Genomic DNA, 17,390 nt, shown 5'->3' with positions numbered 1-17,390 from the left:
ATCAGAACGAGGCCCTTACGCCGATATAGGCGGCGCGGCCGCGTTTGGCGTAGCCCCAGACGTCCGAGTATTCCTCGTCGAACAGGTTGGTGACGCGGCCGGTCAGCACCACGTTGTCTGTCAGGTCATACTGGGCTGATACATCGACCGTGGTGTAGTCCGGCAGCTCGGCGGTTGCAAATGAGCCGAAGAACTGGGTGTCCCAATTGCCTGCCACATGGCGGATATCTGTGGTCACAGAGCCGCGGCCGTTGAAGGTCTGCACGGTGGCGCTGAGCAGCAGTTCGTGTTCCGGGCGGCGGACCTCGACCGAACCATTAGGGTTGGTGGCATCCAGGTAGGTGTAGGACAGATTCAGGAGAAGATTGTCTGTAGCATCCAGGCTCGCAGATACTTCGAAACCTTCGCGGTCGCTGTCACCCGCCTGGTTGCGGTAGTTGAAGACGCTCCCGATTGCCGGATCCGGATCCGTGCCGGCAAAGAAACTCTCAATTTCCCCGGTCAGCGTTTCCTTGAAGTAAGTCACGTCGATGACACCGCGGTTTTGCAGGAAAGGCACTTCGATCCCGACATCAAAACTCCGGTTTTCTTCCGGCGTCAGGTTTGGATTACCCCTGAAAGTGGATGCCCCGAAGGCACTTGTGAAAGTATCGTTCGCAAATAGTTGGAAATAGTCGGGGTCGGCGATACCGGTGCCTGTCGAGCTGTGCAGACGCACGCCGCTGCCGGCAAAGGTGTAGGAGGCGCTGGCCGTCCAAGTGGTGGCATCGTCAAAGACGCTGTTGTCGTCATGTCGGACGCCAAGTTGAAGGTCCAGCCCGTTTGCAAAGCTGCCGCGGTACTCCAGTGCCAGTGATTTCGTTTCACGGATAAACGCTGGGTTCCTGCTGCTGCTGTCTTCTTCCCATTCTGCCAGAACATTCAGCAGGTGGTCCGCTTCATCTGCACGCTGCCCGTCAAGGCCAAAGCTCAGAAGGTATTTGGCGGCTTCCGTCTTGGTTTCTGTAGGGGCGAAGCCGCTGAAGGACTGATCGAAATCCGTGCGCTCAAAAGACAGCCGCTGCTTTATACGACCGCCCAGGGAATCAAATTCGGCGTAGACCTGGGCCTGCTGCTCCTCCCGGTCGCTGAAAGGCGCCGTGTCATCCACTACATACCCCTCCGGAACCGCAGCACTATCCGTCGTGCTGTCGTTGTCATAGTGTTCGTTAGAGGTGCGGAAATTGAAGCCAAGCTTCAGGCGGTCGGTGACAAGGTAGTCGCCCTTCAACTGGGCGGTGTTGCGGCGGATGCCGTCCTCTTCGCCGCCGTCGCCGGAAGCGTCATAGCCGTCGTCGTTGTCATGGGTGAGGCTGAAGGTGATGCCGCCGCGTTCGGTGCGGGTGGAAACCCGTGCAGATGCCCGGTAGCCGTCTGAGCCGGCTTCGGCGCTGCCGCCGTATTCAGTGCCGATACCGCCCGTCTTGGTGATAATGTTGATCACGCCGTTGGAGGCGTTGGAGCCGTAGAACACCGACTGCGGACCGCGCAGGACCTCAATCCGTTCGATATTGGCTGTGTCCAGGCCGGACAGGATATATTCGCGGTCGCCGCCGGTGGCTTCGACGCCGTCGATCAGGATCAGGGTGTGGTTAGCTTCACCGCCGCGAATGCGGACTTGGGTAAAGCTGTCGCCGGCGCCGTTGATCATGACACCGGGAAGCGACCGAAGCGCGTCCTGCACGGTGGTGATGCCGCGTTTTTCGATTTCCTCGCTGGTTACAACTGAAGCTGACCGGCCGTATTTCTGAGCTTCTACCGGGGTCAGGCCGCCGGAGACGATGATTTCGCCCAGATCGGTGACGTCGGTATCCTGGGCGGTTGCGATTGCGGGGGCGGCGGCGAGGGCCACGGCCATCGCAGTGATAGGGGGCAAGCTTGCCTTGCGCATAGTCAATTCCTCCCGGCCCGCGCGAACAGACGCAGGCCAAGCGGCTGCCCGGAGCGGGCAGCATGGTCAGATTTTGGTCTTTGGAAGGCATTGCCTCCGCAGACGGTGAAAACTGCCACCACTACGGAAGTCCGTTGTCCTCAGCGCGCCCCGCACCCGGACAGGGTGATCATCCTGGCAGGTCTCCTGACTCGCGGGTCGAGGCTTTGCCGCGCCTTCCCGCCCCTTGGGGCAGTGGCATACCGCAGCATTGCTCTCCGCTCACAGTTGCGGGGGCAGTCACGGATTTGGCGCCTGTTGGCTACACCTCACCGTGTTCCCTTTTACCCGGGTGGTCTCCCAGCCGGACCAGAATGGCCGGGACTTAGGCAAACTGAGCGTATTCTGTCAAGCGCCATTGTCTCGTTGGGTGCCTCTGCCGCGGTTCCCATGAACCGTCATTGCAAGAAGTTCATTGCGTTATCGTGCTGTAATTACACATTTATTCTGGACAAGGAGGGCTAACGCGATTGGGCCTAAGGGTCCTACTTGGAAACACAGCCGCATACTGATCTCGTAGTACATGGTGAAGCAGATGGCCGCTCGCCGGTCTTCAAATTTGCAGTGCCTTTAAAACGTTGCACCTGCTGCAGAACGGCTGCTTTGAACCCGGTGCGCTGTGGTTTTTGGAATACTGAAGGCAGCATGTATTGGTCTGGTTAGACTGATCCGGAACGCCCGCTGCGAGGAGCATAGGCGGGCGCTAAGAGCCCGTTACGGTTGTTGGCCCCGCTGCATACCGGCCGGGCATCCGCACAAGAAGCACAAGCAGCCCGAGGCGTCGATCACGTCGCCCGGATAGGCAGGCTCTCCAAGTTATGTCCATTGAGGATGTTCAGCGCACGGAATGCTTTGCTATCCTCCGTCCGGCAATGGACAAAGTCATAGCTCCAGATGCGATGCGGGTATTCTGGCCAAAGCCGGACGCCGGAGCCACCGTTCAGCCAGACAAGCAGGAATGCAGACTTTCGCTGCGATCGCGGGAACAACTTTTCCGGTCAGTGCATGCAGCCATTCACAGCCGAAAAAGCAGTATTTATTGCGCAGCTTCCCTGGCCGAGGTCAGCAATGCTTCGGTATCAGTCCTGACCAGCAAGCCTTGCCCTTGTGTCTTCTGTTGTCTCGCCCTCGGCCATGCGTTCGAATGCCTGCCTCCAGCCGGGGGCTAAGTCAGCCAAGTTTGCCAAGGCGTCAGCATCATCACGGGACACCCTGCGTGTCAGCCGGGCGCGGGTCACGACCTGAACACTCCAGTTCGGGTTGCGTCTTTCAATCAGTGTTATCCGGTCGCCCGCTGCAGCCGCGCCGGTTTCCAGCACCCGGTAATACCATCCAGTGCGGCCCGTTTTCTGGAACAGGTAGGGCATCTTTTCGCTGCTGGTGTGCAATCCCAGCTTCCAGCAGGGCTGGCGGCCCTGGCTGATTTGAACGGTTGCTGTGCCCAGCCTCAGGATGTCTCCGATGCAGAGATCTTCTTCGGTCAAACCGGTAGTTGTGATGTTTTCACCAAAGGCAGCAGGTACCGTGCCTGCGGCCATGTGACCCTCGCTCTGCCAGGCTGCATAGTGATCGAGTGCATAGTGGTGAATGGCCTTTTCTTCACCGCCGTGCACAGTCAGGTCCGCTTGCGCATCATCTGAAAAACCGGTCAGCGTAAGGGCCTGGGGGCCGGACACTTTGTTTTTTTGAATGGCGGAGGGTGGTTTCCCCGCCCATCGGTCCTGAACTTTGCCCAGGAAAATGCCGCCGATTTCTGCCGACAGGTCAGGAAGGGTCATTCAGGCCTCTTTGTGTTCGATGCAGATCTTGTCATTTTCGCCGGCCTCCAGACCGAGCCCCAGCAAGGTGCAAAAGCCGTTTTCAGAACTGGCGTCATGGTAGGCGCAGGTCTTGCATTTCCCGAACGAGTGGCCGCCGTTAGCCGCCAGAGCCAGTTTCAAGCTTAGAAGCAGCCCGTCCTTGAGTGCGGCCTGGGCATCGGCGGGCAGGTTGCCAATTGCGTCGGCAATCGGATTGGGTTCTGTCGCCGCGGCCTGGCCTGCCTCGGTCAGTTCATAGGAAATTGACCGCTGGTCGGACTTTTGCCGGCGTTCTGCGGCGTATCCCTTGCGCACCAGCGCCTTCAGCGTCTGGGACATCGTTCCGCGGGTTGTCCCCAGATACTCGGCGACATGCGACGGCGACCGGGAAAACTGGTTTGCCTCAGACAGATACTCCAGCGCTGCCCTTTGTGTCGGGTTCAGGCCGCCGGTCCAGCCGGAGGCGGAATCTATCCTGGCAAGGCGGTTGATGAGGATGCGGATGCCGTGGTCGTTTCTCATACGGCAACAAGTAGCGAGTCGAAATTAAAGTTGCAATGCGTTTTTCTATATAGTAGCGAGTCGCTATCAAATAGCTGGAGATGCGAAATGAAAAGTTCCTGGATAGCCCTTGCCGCCATTGCGTTCGGAGCCTCACCCGCTGTTGCGGGCGGCGATCATGCCCTTCATCAGGAGGGGGCTGTCATCTCTCCGGCTGATGCCGGCAAGGTGGCGGATTTCGACATTCTTGCGGCGCATGCACACCGCAACGGCAACACTGTGACCTTCCACATGACCACCAGCGGCACCGCCGGGGCATCGGTTCCAGCCGCAACCGGGGCAGTGGGCGGGTCCGATGTCTGGTCCTACGTCTGGCCCACATCTCTGGATCCCTCGGCAGTGGGCTTTGAGAGCGGCACTGGCATTCTGGCAATGGCCGCGACCAGCCATCCGGATTTTGACGACACCCCGCTTTTTGATGAAAACGGGGATGGCGACCCGGCCAACGACGGTATCGAATGGCACAGCCATTGGGTGGTTCTTACTCCGACTGAAGCCTGCGGTCCGGGGGCTCTCGCGGTGCGCGACATCCCCGAAGGAACGACGCCCAAGCTCCCCGCGACCTGGCCGGGTTTCCCGATCTTCTTGGACAGCCCCGGGTTCACTCCGCTGTTCGACGGGCCGGAGATCAAGGTGAATGCCGGCTTTGCCAGCGATGTCCAGCTGGAAGGTGCAGCCTATGACGGCGTCACATCCGCCCTGCGGGTGAACGCCAGCATTCACGCGCCGCTGCTGTGCGTCACGGATGTATTCGATGTTGCCTCAGGCGATCTGAGCCTGCCGGGCAAGCTTCAGTAACGGCATCAGCCGGCCGCTCCAAACAAGCAGCCGGCTGCAGAACAGGAGAGACCAATATGCAAGCGCCAGAACTGCAGGTCAGTGAATGGTTCAACACTGGCAAAAACCTCAAGCTTTCGGATTTCCACGGAAAGGTTGTCCTGATCAAGGCCTTCCAGATGCTGTGCCCCGGCTGTGTCGTCCACGGTATTCCATTGGCACAGGAGGTACAGCGGCACTTTTCCAGCGATCAGGTCGCGGTGATCGGGCTGCACACCGTCTTTGAACACCATGACGCCATGAGGCCGGTATCGCTGAAGGCCTTTCTGCACGAGTACCGCATTACGTTTCCTGTAGCGGTCGACAAACAAGGGGCAGGGCCGCTGCCGGAAACCATGACCGCCTACGGCATGCATGGAACGCCCAGCCTGGTTCTGCTGGATCCGTCGGGCCGGATTGCAGCACATCACTTTGGCCAGGTTTCAAAGCTGCAGATGGGTGCAGAGATTGGCAGCCTGCTTGCCGGCAAGGCTGCTGCGAGGGCGCCGGGACAGCAGCCCGGCTCGGCCAGCCGATGCGGTGATCATGGCTGCACCGTGTGAAAGAGCTGCGCCAGACTGCTTTTCATGGAGGACAATCTTTAGCGAAAGTGCCTGCCATTGCCGAGACACATGACCGGGGCGGGCTGGCGCTGATCTTTGTTGGACGGCGGCCCGCCGAAAGGCCTTTGCAAGTCCAAGTTGGTCGGTCCGGCGTCTTGGCGGAAGGAGAAGAACTCAAAACTATGAAGGAGGCTGCTTTGCTCGCAATTGGCTCGACCGGCCTGAACGCTAAAAATGCAGCGCCGTAGGTGGATCTAGTGGGCGCTTTCTACGCCCGGATTGGGGGCCGAGCGGCTCATAGCACTGTCGGCGCTGGTGCCGCCGTTCGGGATTTTCTGGTTGCTGCCGGCTCGATTTACGCAGGTTTTGCCACCCCGACCGAACCCGCCGTGCTAACCATGTGCGTGATGCCGGGACTTCTGCTGGCTTTCCGAGGCGCTCTGGACCGGGAGAAGCTGGCACATCTGCTGGCCCCGTGAAGACAGACAAGCCGCGCCGCGCCATGACAGCAAAGCCGCAGGCTGTGGCGGGTGCCCGCGGTATTCGGAAGGGAACTGGCGCCGCAGCTGGAGGAAGCCTCCCATGCTGCAGGCTTCTCTGCCGAGGAGATCAGTGCCTCACTGACGCAAACTCGGGTGCAGGTGCAGACCATCGGCTTCGCCCCCGGCCAGCCCCATCTGGGAAAGTTGCCGCCCGCCTGGGACATCCCGAGACTGAGCAGGTTGACCAGCCGCGTCCCGGCAGGAGCCTTGGCGGAGGCAATCCGGAAGCTGGTGCTGTTCCCTGTGTCCACGCCCATCGGCTGGCGTCATGCCGGCCAGATCTGTTTCCAGCTGTTCCCTTCGGACACGGATGACCCTTTTGTAAAGGGGCCTGGCGATGAGTTGCAGTTTGAACTCGTCGGAGTGGAAGTGCTCGCAATGATGCAATCCGATCCCGGCGGCGGCGCCCGTGCGGGCAGTGAGTTTGAAGCCTCTAAAGACATGCGCATCGCCCAGACCGGCGCGGTGATGCAGGCCAGCCTGAATGGCGCTCCGTTGGTCAGGAACGCCAGCCACCTGTTGCTCGCCGGCCGCTCGGAGAGGACGAAGGCTTGCATGGCATCGGCCAGCACCTAGATCCGGCGCCAAGGCTCGATGGCGGCACCATGCGGATGATGGCCGGGACGCAAACCGGCTTCTTCAGCCCGGCGAAATTGCGCTGTGCGTGGTCAGAATGCTCAAAGAAAGTACGATCGTCACCACTGATGGAACCAGGATTGCCACACGCATCGACACCATATGTTTGCACGGTGGTACGGCTGATGCAGATTTGGGCGCCAAAAGGATCCGTGAAGCGCTTAGGTCAGAAGGCATTGGCACCGCTCGATTTGATGGCGGGGCATAGGCACAGGCGACGCCCTCCCAGTCGGCGGCATGGGGGCAGCCGCCGTCCCGGAGCATGCTCAGAGCAAGCATATGGAACGGCCGGTTCACCGTGTTCGGTGGAAATCGGGCCTTTATGCCAGCCACAGCAGAATTGTGCGGCTGGTTCCGGAGCGAACTTTTGTCCGCCAATGGCCCGAGCGGCAATAGCGAAAGCAAACCGTTCTGCCCTTATGCTCCGCAGGAGGTAAGTTCTTCCCGCCGGTGCAACTTATCCGTTGCCGGGAAGCGGAAGAGAGACGCTATCACTGCGATCGGCGGCCAGGCTGCGCACGCCGCAGCGACAGCAGCCTAATCAAAAAGAGAGGCATCAATATTCAGGCCGAGGAAGTCTGCAAAACCGGACATTTTCTGCGTTAGGCCGTGTCAGCAGTCCCAATCTTACTCCAAAGTTCGTCTGCAACGACGCCCGGCGGCTGGTCTTTGCGCCGCATCTTGAAAATCATCGTCCGGCGCACTGGAAAGGTCTCCAGATTGAGGGAAACCAATGCCCCGCTGCGCCGCTCCTCCTCTGTCATATGGTCAGGCAGGCCACCCCAGCCGAGGCCGGCGAGGATCACCTTTTTCTTTGCTGACAGATCGGAAACGGTCCACTTGAAACCGCCGGGCAGCAGATCCCGGCTTTGTTCATATGCAGCGCCTCCGGTTCCAGCCGCAATCACTTGCACATGGCTTTGCATTTCCAGTGCCGATATTGCGCGGGAACCGTCAGACAGGTTCAAGCTGGGGCTGGCCACGGGCCGGATCGTTACCTCGGCGACCGGCTCGGCCTCCACATCCTCCAGCGGTACGCCCTCAAGCGACGCAAGCACGATGTCCGCCTGACCCTCCATCAGGCGGGCAATCGGCCCTCCCATCATTTCCATACGCAGCCGCAGGTGGGTTGCAGGGTGGCACCGTCCGGTGTCCGCAAGCACAGGGAGCAGCGGGTCCAAATCCATTGTTGCGCTGACAGCAATCGTCAGCTCCGGCTCTTCGCGGGCACGCAGCCGGGCCGCCGTGGTGCGGAGCCCCTGCATCTGCCGCAGCACCCGCAATGCCTCGCGGTAGAAGATTTCACCCTCAGGGGTGAGCGAGGGGCGGTAGGCCGCCCGGCTGAACAGTTCCAGCTCCAGTTCTTCTTCCAGCTGGCGGATTGTGTGGCTGATGGCGGACTGGGATTTATGCAGACGCTCCGCCGCACCGCGGAAGGTACCGGTTGAGACAATTGCCTCCAAGGCAAGGAGCTGGTCGTGTTTCATCCATTCGCTCTATGATTAGGTATTTCGATCATAAGTGTGAAAACTCAATATTATCAATAGATCGTAATCGGGCGTAGTCAGAGATCATCGCTTACCACAGGAGACTGTCATGAAACTCTACTACAAACCCGGAGCCTGCCCGCTGGCCAGCCACATCGCACTGCAGGAAACCGGCCTGCCGTTTGAAATCGAAGCCGTTGATACCGCAGCGGGCCGGACCGAAAGCGGTGCAGACTATCGCGCGATCAACCCAAAAGGCTATGTTCCGGCCCTGGGCCTGGACGATGGCAGCATCCTGACCGAAGGGGCTGCTGTTCTGCAGTACATTGCGGACAGCAATCCGAAGGCAGGACTGGCGCCTGCGGCCGGCACCATGGCCCGCGCCCGGATGCAGGAACAGCTCAACTGGATCGGAACCGAGCTGCATAAGGCCTTTGGCCCGCTGTTCCGCGAGGGCACCTCTGAGGCCGGGAAAGACGAAGCGCGCATAGCTGTTGCGGGTAAATTCGATTTCATTGAGACCCAGCTGGCGGATGGCCGCGAGTGGCTGGTTGAAGGCCGGTTCTCTGTTGCGGATGCCTATTTGTTCGTGGTGGCAAACTGGGCCAATTTCACCGGCATTGATCTGGCCCGCTGGCCCAATCTGGCCGCCTTCGTGGGCCGCAGTGCCGCCCGACCGTCTGCTCAGGCCGCAATGCGGGCAGAGGGGCTGATCCAATGACGCCTGCCGCCCATAAACAGGTCGGCGAACTGATGGAGGCCTATTTCGAGGGTCTCCACCAGGCTGACAGCGCCATGCTGCGCGAGGTCTTCCACCCGCAGCTGGCCTATGTCTGCGCCACTGAAGATGATGAGCTGTATCTGGATCTTGAAACCTACATGAGCCGCGTGGACCGGCGCGAGCCGCCGACCAAACGCGGTGACCCGCGGGAGGAGGAGATCCTGGAGATCGCCTTTGCCGGCGACAGGTTGGCCCGCGTCAGCGCCCGCATGACCATGATGGGGCGGGATTTCCACGATCTGCTCACCCTTGTCCGCTACGGCGCCGAATGGCGCATCGTCGCTAAAGTGTTCTCCTATGTTCCGCGAAAGGACTGACCGATGCCCTATGTGAACATCAAAGTGACCCGCGAGGGCGGCCCTGACGGCACCGGCCCAAGCGCAGACCAGAAGGCGCAGCTGATTTCTGGAGTGACCGGGCTGCTGCGTGACATTCTAGGCAAGAACCCGGCGACAACCTTTGTAGTGATCGACGAAATCCCGCTGGAGGATTGGGGTGTTGGCGGCCTGCCGGTGCAGGATTACCGGAGACGGGCGCAATGAAGACACGGCTGACAGAAGCGCTGGGGATCACCTGTCCGGTGATTCAGGCGCCAATGGCCTTTGCCGCAGGCGGCGCGCTGGCCAGCGCCGTCTCCAATGCCGGAGGGCTGGGCATGATCGGAGGCGCCTACGGAGATGCCGGGTGGATAGATCAGCAGTTCGGCATCGCCGGGGGCGCCCGTGTAGGCTGCGGGCTGATCACCTGGAAACTTGCGGAACAGCCGCAGCTTCTCGATCAGGTACTGGAGCGCAGTCCCGCGGCGCTGTTCCTGTCCTTTGGCAACCCAGCGCCGTTTGCGCCCGCGATCCGGGACGCCGGCGTGCCGCTGATCTGCCAAGTTCAGACCCTGCGCGATGCGCAGCAGGCGCTGGACTGCGGCGCAGATATTATCGTTGCGCAGGGGGCGGATGCCGGCGGCCATGGCGAGTCGCGCGGCACTTTTGCCCTGGTTCCTGAGGTCGCGGACGAGATCGCGCGCCAGAACAGCGAGGCGCTGCTGTGTGCCGCCGGCGGCATTACAGACGGCCGCGGCCTGGCAGCGGCCCTGATGCTCGGGGCGGATGGCGCGGTGATCGGCACGCGGTTCTGGGCCTCGCGCGAGGCGCTGGTGCATCCGCGCATTCTGGATCGCGCGTTGTCGGCAACGGGTGACAGCACAGTTCGCACACGGGTGGTCGATGTGGTCCGCGGCTTCGACTGGCCCGGCCGCTACAACGGCCGCGTTCTGCGCAATCCTTTCATTCAGAAATGGCACGGCTCCGAGGATACCTTGAAACTGGAGGCGGGTGCCGAAGCTGCCAGATGGGCGGCAGCTCAGGAGGCCGGGGATCCGGATGTGGCAACCGTCTTTGTTGGGGAAGGCATCGGCCTTATCAGCTCGGCTCCGCCTGCCGGCAGTATTCTCGAGAACCTCACCGCAGTTGCACAGCGTTGTCTAACGAGGGCAGCCTCTATCACGGTTTGTTAAAGAGCGCAGTGTTCATGCGGTTTGCGCTTGGGGCGGATGAACAGTCGCTATCTGAAACCGGCCGCATGAAAATGTACCGAACCAGAAGGGGCCGTTACGTCCGGTTCATAACAGATGTGCATGGACCGGGGCCCGGCGGGGCAGCGAAAGTTCGAGGAACGCTTTTGCCTGTCCCCGCGCAGACCTAATCCGAAATCAACGAGCAGGGCTTGAGAGCCAACGGAGCCAGAAACTGCTGGCTGCCAATCGTCCCGACTGTTTCTGCCGTTGAATTCCGGAAAGCCACCTAAAGGCTGGTCTGTGGTACAAATGCAGTGGTGTCCCAAGGCTTATCGTCCAATCTCCTCAAGAACAGCCTGCGTCTCCGGCATCTTGCTTAGGCTTGCAGCGATGCGGCTGCGCCAGGCGGGACCGCGGTCCAGAGCGTCTTCATAGGCCTCAGCCAGGTCTTCAGGGCGCTCATTGGCCAGCACGCTGATCAGGAAAGCGGCCTGGGTGCGGTCTTTTCTCGACTTCAGTGCATCCGGGCCGCCGCGGCGGCGGTCGGCGACTATAAGTTTGTGGATCGCATAGCGTTCGGGCCGGGGGATCTGGATCAGCACGCCGGACCGGTAGAGCAGCGGAGTCTGAAGGGGTTCGGCGATCAGATAGTTCAGGAAATGCAGGCTTTGGGCGCTGACGCCGAGAGCAGGCAGGTCGCGGATTTTTTCCTGCTCGCTGAAGGAAGGGGTGAGGAATTCGACTAACGTGCGCCGCGCAGTCTGCTGCCAGCGCCAGACTTTGCCTTTGCCGAGAGCCGGGACAGGGTCGAATTTCAGCTCGGAGAACACCTCGGCCAGGGGGCTGTCGACGCTGTCCTGCAGCACCAGCGACAGGCGTTCGAAGCTGGCGATGTCGATGTCGTCGGTTACCGCGGCCTGGTCAAAGCCGATCCGCACGCCCAACTCGCCCTCGTAGCAGCGGAAAGCCTGGGTGCCGACCAGGGTACCGCCGAGGCGGAATACACCGGTTTTGGCCATCGCCGAGATTATCTGTCCGGTGCCCGCATCGGTCATTAGGTAGCCTTCGGCTCGCAAGGTTCGCATCAGCCGCGCGCGGTCGCGGCCGGCCTGTTTTTCGCTCTGGGCGAGGGCCTTTTGGCGGGACAGGCGGCTGCGCAGCTCTTCGGTGTCTTCGCCGATGTAGCGGTCGGCGGTTGCCGTGCCGATCCGGTAGTGGTCGTACCAATAGGCCTTGCTGCCGATCACCTTGCGTTTAGGAGCCCCGCGCAGGCCGGAGACCGCGCTGTCCTTGAGAGAGCGCAGAAGATCTGTCCAGGCTGCTGTTCCGGTTGCAGTGTGATGCTGGGCCATCGACTTACCCCACGAAAAAAATTTTGTGGGGTAACATGGTGCAAATTTTACCCCACAAAACAATTATTGTGGGGTAAATTGACGGCGGTCAAGGCTGCGCTGCGGTTTCAATTGCCAGGGACAGGGCCTGCTGCACCCAGGCGGCAACATTAAGCAGGTGCAGATCATCGCCGCGGCGGGCGATCAGCTGGATGCCGAGAGGCAGGCCGTTTGCATCCGTGCCAAAGGGCAGGGCCACTGCAGGGAGCTGCAGCAGATTCCACATGCGCGAGAACAGCGGATCGCCGGTGGCCTCCAGCCCCGCAGGGGCCGGTCCGGGTGCGGAAGGCACCAGCAGCGCGTCAGCATCGCCAAGCAGCTGGTCCAGAATGGCATTGGCATGGTCCCGCGTGGCCAGAGCCGCGTGGTAGCCGGCATCGCTCACCTTCAGCCCGGCTTCTATAAGGGCCGCAAATTGCGGACTGATTTCATTGCGGAACGCCTCGAATTCATGAGTGCGGGCGCGGGCGGCCTCGTATCCCATGACGGTGATCTGCGCCTGGGTAAGGCTGGCAAAAACTGGCGGGTGAGCGGTCTCGCCGGTTTCCGCCCCGGTCGCGGCAAGTACTTGCAGCGCCCTGGTGCAGGTGTCGCGCATCTCGATCGACCCATCCTGCCAGTGCGGCCCGCGCATCAGCTGGATCCGCGGCAGGCTATCGGTGAAATCCGGCGGCGGCGGCAGGTCCATAGCCGTCAGCGCTGCGCGGGCCAGGATCAGGTCTTTCACATCGCGCGCCAGCACTCCCAGCGTATCGAGCGCAGGCGACAGCCCCATCACACCGCCCAGGTCAAAGCCGCCGGTGGTGGGACGGAAAGCTGCCACCCCGCAATAGGCTGCAGGCCGAACCAGCGACGCCGCAGTCTGCGACCCCAGCGCCAGCGGCGCCATGAAGTCCGCAACCGCCGCCGCCGAGCCCGAGGAGGAACCGCCCGGCGTATGGGCCGGGTTGTGAGGATTGGCGGTCTTGCCCGGTTTGAAATAGGCAAACTCGGTGGTCACCGTCTTGCCGATGGGAATGGCGCCGGCCGCGATCATGGCGTCCACGCAGGCCGCGTTCCGGTCCGGCTGGCGGCTGGCATAGGGGTCGAACCCCCAGCCGGTGGGCATATCTGCAGTGTCGATGATGTCCTTCACCGCAAAAGGCACGCCATGGAGCGGGCCGCTGACGGGGGAGCGGTCAGCAGCCTCGGCCCGCTCCATCGCGCGCGCCGCGTCGAGGTATTGAAACGCCCCGATCTGCGGCTCGCGCGCGGCGATGCGGTCCAGATGGTCCCGCATCACCGCGCTGGGGGTGGCCTCACCCGCCCGGATGCGGGCGGCGATCTCATATGCCGGCAGAAGGTTCAGCCCGCTCATGCGTCCAGCGCCTCCATCGCGTCGGCAAAAGGTGCGACCGGCATGTCGTAGATGCCGCCGCCCAGCCGCCCGGCGGTGCCTTCCCGGTCGAGAATGCCCAGCGAGATCACCGGACCGGCGCCCGCAGACACTGCGCCGCGAGCGGTGGAGCCCAGCCGGATCTCAAGGTCCCGGAAGTAGGGGTGCGCACCCACCGAGAGGCCCGAGGTCCGCACCTTGGCGTTGTCCGGCAGATAGGCGCCCTGGGCCTTCTTCTGCTCCGGGCTGAGTTCGATTGCCATAGCGCCAAGGCCAAAAGCCTCGACCACCGCGCTGTCGCCGATGGCGCCCAGGGCGCGGGTCCCGGGCAGGTCCACGTCGAAACTGCCGCGCGGCGGGCTGGCAGGGGTGGTGAACCACTGGCCGGGCAGGCCGGAGACCTGGATGCCAACCTCACGCCCGTTGCCGCCCGCGGCGGTGATGAAGCTGGAGCCTTCGATGCCCTCGGCCAGTTTCATCATGATCTTGGTGGCGGCCATCCACAAGTTCAGGAACAGCGAGGGCGAGCTGTGCAGGAACTCGAGCGCATCCTCATCCGTCAGCCTCTCGGCAGTGCGGTCGGTAATTTCAGCCGCCAGCGCTGCACCGGCCACCGGCGTGCGCCCGTGGCAGTCGTCGCCTCCGGCCAGGCCCAAGGCCGCCAGCGGCACCAGCGCCATGCCTTCGGCGAGACCTTTCTCCAACACATCCAGGAACCTTGTGTTGAGCCAGCGGATATGCGCCAGCACCGCCTCGGACCGCAGTCCCAGCCGCATCGCCGGGCGCGAGCCGCCATTGATCGGAGTAAAGATCCGCTGCGTCCCGCGCCAGGCGTCGTAGACGGTGTGTAGCGGCATCGAGGCGCTGACAACGGCGGCCAAAGGAGTGACCACGTCGTGATCCTGGGCCGGTTTCAGCAGGATTTCGCTCGCGCGGATCATCGCCTCCGCTTGGTCGAAATCGCGCGCCAAACCCTCGTAAACCGCTGCAACACAAGCGGAATTCAGGATCGGCAGGGTGATGTCATCAACGGCAGCAAAGGCAGGCCCGGCGTGCAGCAGCACGTTTTCGGGCAACTCCAGCGCCTCGGCTGCGGTATTGAACCGGTTCCACACCGGCTGGGTGACCATGGCCTTGTCAAAGGCCAGCTGGTCGGCGGGATGCAGATTGGCGGAAGTGCTCATGCGGCCTCCGGCGGGATCACCCAGGTTTCCGAGAAATAGAGGAAGGCGGTGGTGGTCTCATAGCCCGCCTGCACCCTGGTGCCCAATTGGCCGGGCAAGGAGCGGCCATTGACGATGATCTGTGCTGCATGGGCGGGCACCAGCAGGGTGAACATTGTGTGCTCTCCGGTGCCCACCTGATCCGGTGTCAGCTCCAACGCCCGGGGGGCTTCCAGTTGCTCCCAAACCAGCTCCACCGTGAGGCCCTCGCCTGCGATGGTTTCGGTATAGCGGTGCCCCATTGGATCGCCGCTGCTGCGCACCGCTTGCGCGCCCAGCTCGGGCAAGGTGGCAAAAGCCGGGGCATTGGCAAAGGCCGCCAGCTTGCCGATGAAATTCTCCTTCAGAAAGGCCGTCAGGGCCGGATTGTCCGACAGGATCACGTTGGGGGCTTCGGCAGGGCCTTCAATAGCGCTGGGGGTGCCGTAAAGCAGCAGCACCTGGCCCTGGCCCGCGGGCGACCAGGCGACCCGGAAGAACAGCGCCATGGCGCTGAAATCGCCGTTTTCATCTTTCAGCAGAATGCCAGGGTTCTCGCCGGTCCAGTCGACAATGCCGGGGGTGACGGGTTCATTCAGCGGCATAATGCGTCCTCCTGCGGTGTGACCCAGGTTTCGGAGAAGGCCAGAAAAGCGGTGCTCATGGTGCGGCCAAAGAACTGCCGGTCCGCCACCTGGCCGGGCAGGGCGGTGCCGTTGATCCGAACCTCCGCTGCCTTGGCCTCCAGAAAGACCGAGTACATCTCATGCGCCTTGGTGGCGGAATTCTCTTTGGTCACCTCAACCGGCAGCGGCGGCCCCATGTCCCGCCAGACCATCTCCACCGTCACGCCGGAGCCGCGCAGGGTTTCCGAGTAGCGCGCCTTCAGATCACCGGGCCGTTTCTCGACGCTGCTGCAATCCAGCCAGGTCATCGCCTGCAGCCCCGGCTTGCCGATGAAAGTGGGCATTTTGGCAACCCAGCCATCGACGATCCAGCGCATCAGGCGCTGGTTGTCGGTCATTATCAGGTTCGGCACCTGCGGCCAGCCCTGCGCCTGATCCGGCGCCCCCAGCACCAGCGCCGCATGGCCGCGGCCGTAAGGCGACAGCGCGACCCGGAAAAACAGCGCCAGCGTGTCATATTGCTCCTGTCCCGGATCCCGTTTCAGGTAGATCCCCGGATTTTCCCCCGACCAGTCCACCCGGCCCGGATTATGGGATACGCGCGTCATGTCCTCTCCCTGTCTTCTTCTTTGTGCAAATACTCCGGGGGAGTCCCGGGCCTGCCCGGGACGGGGGCAGAGCCCCCATCCCCGCTTTCCTCAGGCCCAGCCGGCCTCGTATTCTTTCAGCGCACCCTCGATGAAGGCCCGCCGCTCGGCGCACTGCAGGTGGTCGCCGGAGGTCAGGATTTCCGCCACCTTGAAGCTCACCTCTTTTTGCAGCGCGCCGTCGTCGCGGCCCTCCTGCAGCGGGATGCGCAGCACCGTGTCGCCGGCATAGGTCGGGATCACCCCGTCGAATCCATCGGTGGGCTGGGCCGGGCGCTCGCCCTTTTGCAGGGCGCGGATGGCGTTCCTGACCATGCGCCGCGCCTTGGCCACGCCGCGGTCGGTGAACGACAGGTTTTCGCGCGCATGCACGTTGATCGGCCCCTGGCTGACCCAGGCGTCATAGTCGCCGGGATCGCGCTGGCGCATCTCATAGGGCCGGTCCGGCCCCTGGCCGTAGAAATCGGTCTTACCAAAGCCCACTTCCTCCCGGTTGGTCATGCCGCGGGGGTCGTCGTTAAAGCGTTCCTCGCGGAAGTGGCGCCAGGCGATGACCATGGTGTTGGTGTCGTCGATCGGGGTGATCCAGCGGGTCAGCCCGCCGCGTCCGAAGTAGCGCGAGCGGTCGGGGATCGGGAAGTGGCCGCCGTTCTGGGTAAACGACGGCAGCATGTGGTCATGCACCCGCACCCAGATGAAATCGCCGTCGCGCCGCACGTTGGTGTAGAAATCGCCCGTCGCGCTGTCGTGGAATTCGATCATCGGCATATGGGCAAAGGCCTCGTGGAACTGCACCCGCGCGGCCTTGGTGTGCAAGTAGACCACGTGGAACGGGTCCCAGGCGTTTTCCATCACCTGCAGCCAGTTGCAGGGCGACTTGATCAGATAGGGCACCAGCTCGTCGCCCTCGTCGTCAAAGGTGTCCATCACCGGGAAGGGCGGGCGTTCGGCGGCCGGCCCCATGTAGAGGAAGGCGAGCCCCTTGTACTCCACCACCGGATAGGCGCCGAGGCAGGCCTTTTTCTTGACCTGGCTTGCGGGCGGTTCGCAGGGTGTCTCCAGCACGGTGCCGTCGAGCCCGTATTTCCAGCCGTGGTAGGAGCAGCGGATGCCGCCCTCCTCGACGATGCCGAATTCCAGGCTCATATTGCGGTGGCAGCAGTGCAGATGGGTGCAGCCGAGCCGGCCCTCTTTCTTTTCGCGGAACAGCACCAGGTCCTCGCCCAGGATGCGGATGCGGTAGGGGAGGTCGCTGATCTGGTCGGTCATCGCCACCGGCATCCAGAACCGGCGCAGGTATTCGCCGCAGGGGGTGCCGGGGCCGACCTCGGTCAGCTCGGGGTCATGCGCCTGGCTCCAGACCGATTGCTGGTCATGGCCGCGGAAGTTGCCTTCGGGGACTGCAAAGGGGTCTCTGTCAAAGGGCTTGTTCATCTTATCCTCCGTGTTCGTCTTGTTTTTTTGGCTCTCTCGCGCGTCTCGGTG

Annotated in this window: 19 protein-coding genes, 1 pseudogene and 1 riboswitch; of the genes and pseudogenes, 9 read left to right on the top strand and 11 right to left on the bottom strand. The window is 62.4% G+C overall.

Annotation, left to right across the window (positions count from 1 at the left end; all coding sequences use genetic code 11):
* Position 1: 1 nt before the first annotated feature.
* The 4 genes and pseudogenes from RA19_RS22990 to RA19_RS22980 all read right to left on the bottom strand — a co-directional run bounded on the left by RA19_RS22990 (position 2) and on the right by RA19_RS22980 (position 4,290).
* On the bottom strand, positions 2-1,930 hold the full coding sequence (locus RA19_RS22990; RefSeq protein ID WP_039167378.1) for a TonB-dependent receptor plug domain-containing protein: 1,929 nt from the start codon (positions 1,928-1,930) through the stop codon (positions 2-4).
* Between the two features lie 159 nt (positions 1,931-2,089).
* Positions 2,090-2,298: riboswitch (cobalamin riboswitch) on the bottom strand.
* A 465-nt stretch (positions 2,299-2,763) separates the two neighbouring features.
* Positions 2,764-2,952 (bottom strand): annotated as a pseudogene (locus RA19_RS27535) (IS3 family transposase); the annotation flags it as partial.
* A gap of 96 nt (positions 2,953-3,048) precedes the next feature.
* The gene (locus RA19_RS22985) at positions 3,049-3,747 is read right to left on the bottom strand and encodes an MOSC domain-containing protein (protein WP_039167376.1); all 699 of its coding nucleotides are present in this window, start codon (positions 3,745-3,747) and stop codon (positions 3,049-3,051) included.
* On the bottom strand, positions 3,748-4,290 hold the full coding sequence (locus tag RA19_RS22980) for a MarR family winged helix-turn-helix transcriptional regulator (protein WP_039167374.1): 543 nt from the start codon (positions 4,288-4,290) through the stop codon (positions 3,748-3,750).
* Between the two features lie 87 nt (positions 4,291-4,377).
* Here RA19_RS22980 and RA19_RS22975 point away from each other — a divergent pair, with 87 nt between their 5' ends.
* The 5 genes from RA19_RS22975 (at position 4,378) to RA19_RS27695 (ending at position 7,094) form a co-directional block, all read left to right on the top strand.
* Positions 4,378-5,127, top strand: a complete 750-nt coding sequence (locus RA19_RS22975) for a hypothetical protein (protein ID WP_039167372.1) — start codon at positions 4,378-4,380, stop codon at positions 5,125-5,127.
* Between the two features lie 56 nt (positions 5,128-5,183).
* Positions 5,184-5,708 (top strand): TlpA disulfide reductase family protein, encoded by a 525-nt coding sequence (locus RA19_RS22970; RefSeq protein ID WP_039167369.1) that lies wholly within the window; start codon positions 5,184-5,186, stop codon positions 5,706-5,708.
* Positions 5,705-5,956: a hypothetical protein gene (locus tag RA19_RS26725; RefSeq protein WP_152615849.1), complete on the top strand. Its 252-nt coding sequence runs from the start codon at positions 5,705-5,707 to the stop codon at positions 5,954-5,956. Before RA19_RS22970 ends, RA19_RS26725 begins: the two co-directional genes overlap by 4 nt.
* Before the next feature lie 273 nt (positions 5,957-6,229).
* Positions 6,230-6,826 (top strand): carboxyltransferase domain-containing protein, encoded by a 597-nt coding sequence (locus RA19_RS22960; protein WP_152615848.1) that lies wholly within the window; start codon positions 6,230-6,232, stop codon positions 6,824-6,826.
* Positions 6,735-7,094 carry a LamB/YcsF family protein gene (locus RA19_RS27695; protein WP_082020651.1) on the top strand — a complete coding sequence of 120 codons (360 nt, stop codon included), beginning with the start codon at positions 6,735-6,737 and terminating at the stop codon, positions 7,092-7,094. The genes RA19_RS22960 and RA19_RS27695 overlap by 92 nt, the downstream gene beginning before the upstream one ends.
* 394 nt (positions 7,095-7,488) lie before the next feature.
* Here RA19_RS27695 and RA19_RS22955 read toward each other — a convergent pair whose 3' ends face one another.
* The gene (locus RA19_RS22955; RefSeq protein WP_039167365.1) at positions 7,489-8,373 is read right to left on the bottom strand and encodes a LysR family transcriptional regulator; all 885 of its coding nucleotides are present in this window, start codon (positions 8,371-8,373) and stop codon (positions 7,489-7,491) included.
* A gap of 109 nt (positions 8,374-8,482) precedes the next feature.
* Here RA19_RS22955 and gstA point away from each other — a divergent pair, with 109 nt between their 5' ends.
* The 4 genes from gstA to RA19_RS22935 are packed head-to-tail and all read left to right on the top strand — an operon-like array spanning position 8,483 to position 10,664.
* Complete coding sequence (gene gstA / locus RA19_RS22950; protein ID WP_039167363.1) at positions 8,483-9,094, top strand: glutathione transferase GstA; 612 nt, start codon at positions 8,483-8,485, stop codon at positions 9,092-9,094.
* Positions 9,091-9,471, top strand: coding sequence for a nuclear transport factor 2 family protein (locus tag RA19_RS22945; protein ID WP_039167362.1), 381 nt, complete (start codon positions 9,091-9,093; stop codon positions 9,469-9,471). The genes gstA and RA19_RS22945 overlap by 4 nt, the downstream gene beginning before the upstream one ends.
* A 3-nt stretch (positions 9,472-9,474) precedes the next feature.
* Positions 9,475-9,696 carry a tautomerase family protein gene (locus RA19_RS22940; protein WP_039167360.1) on the top strand — a complete coding sequence of 74 codons (222 nt, stop codon included), beginning with the start codon at positions 9,475-9,477 and terminating at the stop codon, positions 9,694-9,696.
* Positions 9,693-10,664, top strand: coding sequence for an NAD(P)H-dependent flavin oxidoreductase (locus RA19_RS22935; protein WP_039167359.1), 972 nt, complete (start codon positions 9,693-9,695; stop codon positions 10,662-10,664). Before RA19_RS22940 ends, RA19_RS22935 begins: the two co-directional genes overlap by 4 nt.
* Before the next feature lie 329 nt (positions 10,665-10,993).
* On the opposite strand, the gene RA19_RS22930 is transcribed toward RA19_RS22935, so the two are convergent.
* From RA19_RS22930 to RA19_RS22905, 6 genes are all read right to left on the bottom strand, one after another.
* Positions 10,994-12,016 (bottom strand): nucleotidyltransferase family protein, encoded by a 1,023-nt coding sequence (locus RA19_RS22930; RefSeq protein WP_039167358.1) that lies wholly within the window; start codon positions 12,014-12,016, stop codon positions 10,994-10,996.
* 88 nt (positions 12,017-12,104) lie between these two features.
* Complete coding sequence (locus RA19_RS22925) at positions 12,105-13,412, bottom strand: amidase (protein WP_039167356.1); 1,308 nt, start codon at positions 13,410-13,412, stop codon at positions 12,105-12,107.
* Positions 13,409-14,614 (bottom strand): DUF1116 domain-containing protein, encoded by a 1,206-nt coding sequence (locus tag RA19_RS22920; RefSeq protein ID WP_039167354.1) that lies wholly within the window; start codon positions 14,612-14,614, stop codon positions 13,409-13,411. The genes RA19_RS22925 and RA19_RS22920 overlap by 4 nt, the downstream gene beginning before the upstream one ends.
* The gene (locus RA19_RS22915) at positions 14,611-15,237 is read right to left on the bottom strand and encodes a hypothetical protein (protein ID WP_039167352.1); all 627 of its coding nucleotides are present in this window, start codon (positions 15,235-15,237) and stop codon (positions 14,611-14,613) included. Before RA19_RS22915 ends, RA19_RS22920 begins: the two co-directional genes overlap by 4 nt.
* Positions 15,228-15,866, bottom strand: a complete 639-nt coding sequence (locus tag RA19_RS22910; RefSeq protein ID WP_039167351.1) for a hypothetical protein — start codon at positions 15,864-15,866, stop codon at positions 15,228-15,230. Before RA19_RS22910 ends, RA19_RS22915 begins: the two co-directional genes overlap by 10 nt.
* A gap of 90 nt (positions 15,867-15,956) precedes the next feature.
* A complete protein-coding gene (locus RA19_RS22905) occupies positions 15,957-17,339 on the bottom strand; it encodes a Rieske 2Fe-2S domain-containing protein (RefSeq protein ID WP_039167350.1) in 1,383 nt (460 codons plus the stop codon).
* Between the last annotated feature and the right edge of the window lie 51 nt (positions 17,340-17,390).

This window comes from Leisingera sp. ANG-M1, from assembly GCF_000813745.1.
Lineage (GTDB): Bacteria > Pseudomonadota > Alphaproteobacteria > Rhodobacterales > Rhodobacteraceae > Leisingera.
The sequence above is the reverse complement of the archived record's forward strand: the minus strand, read 5'-3'. Positions and strand labels throughout refer to the sequence as shown.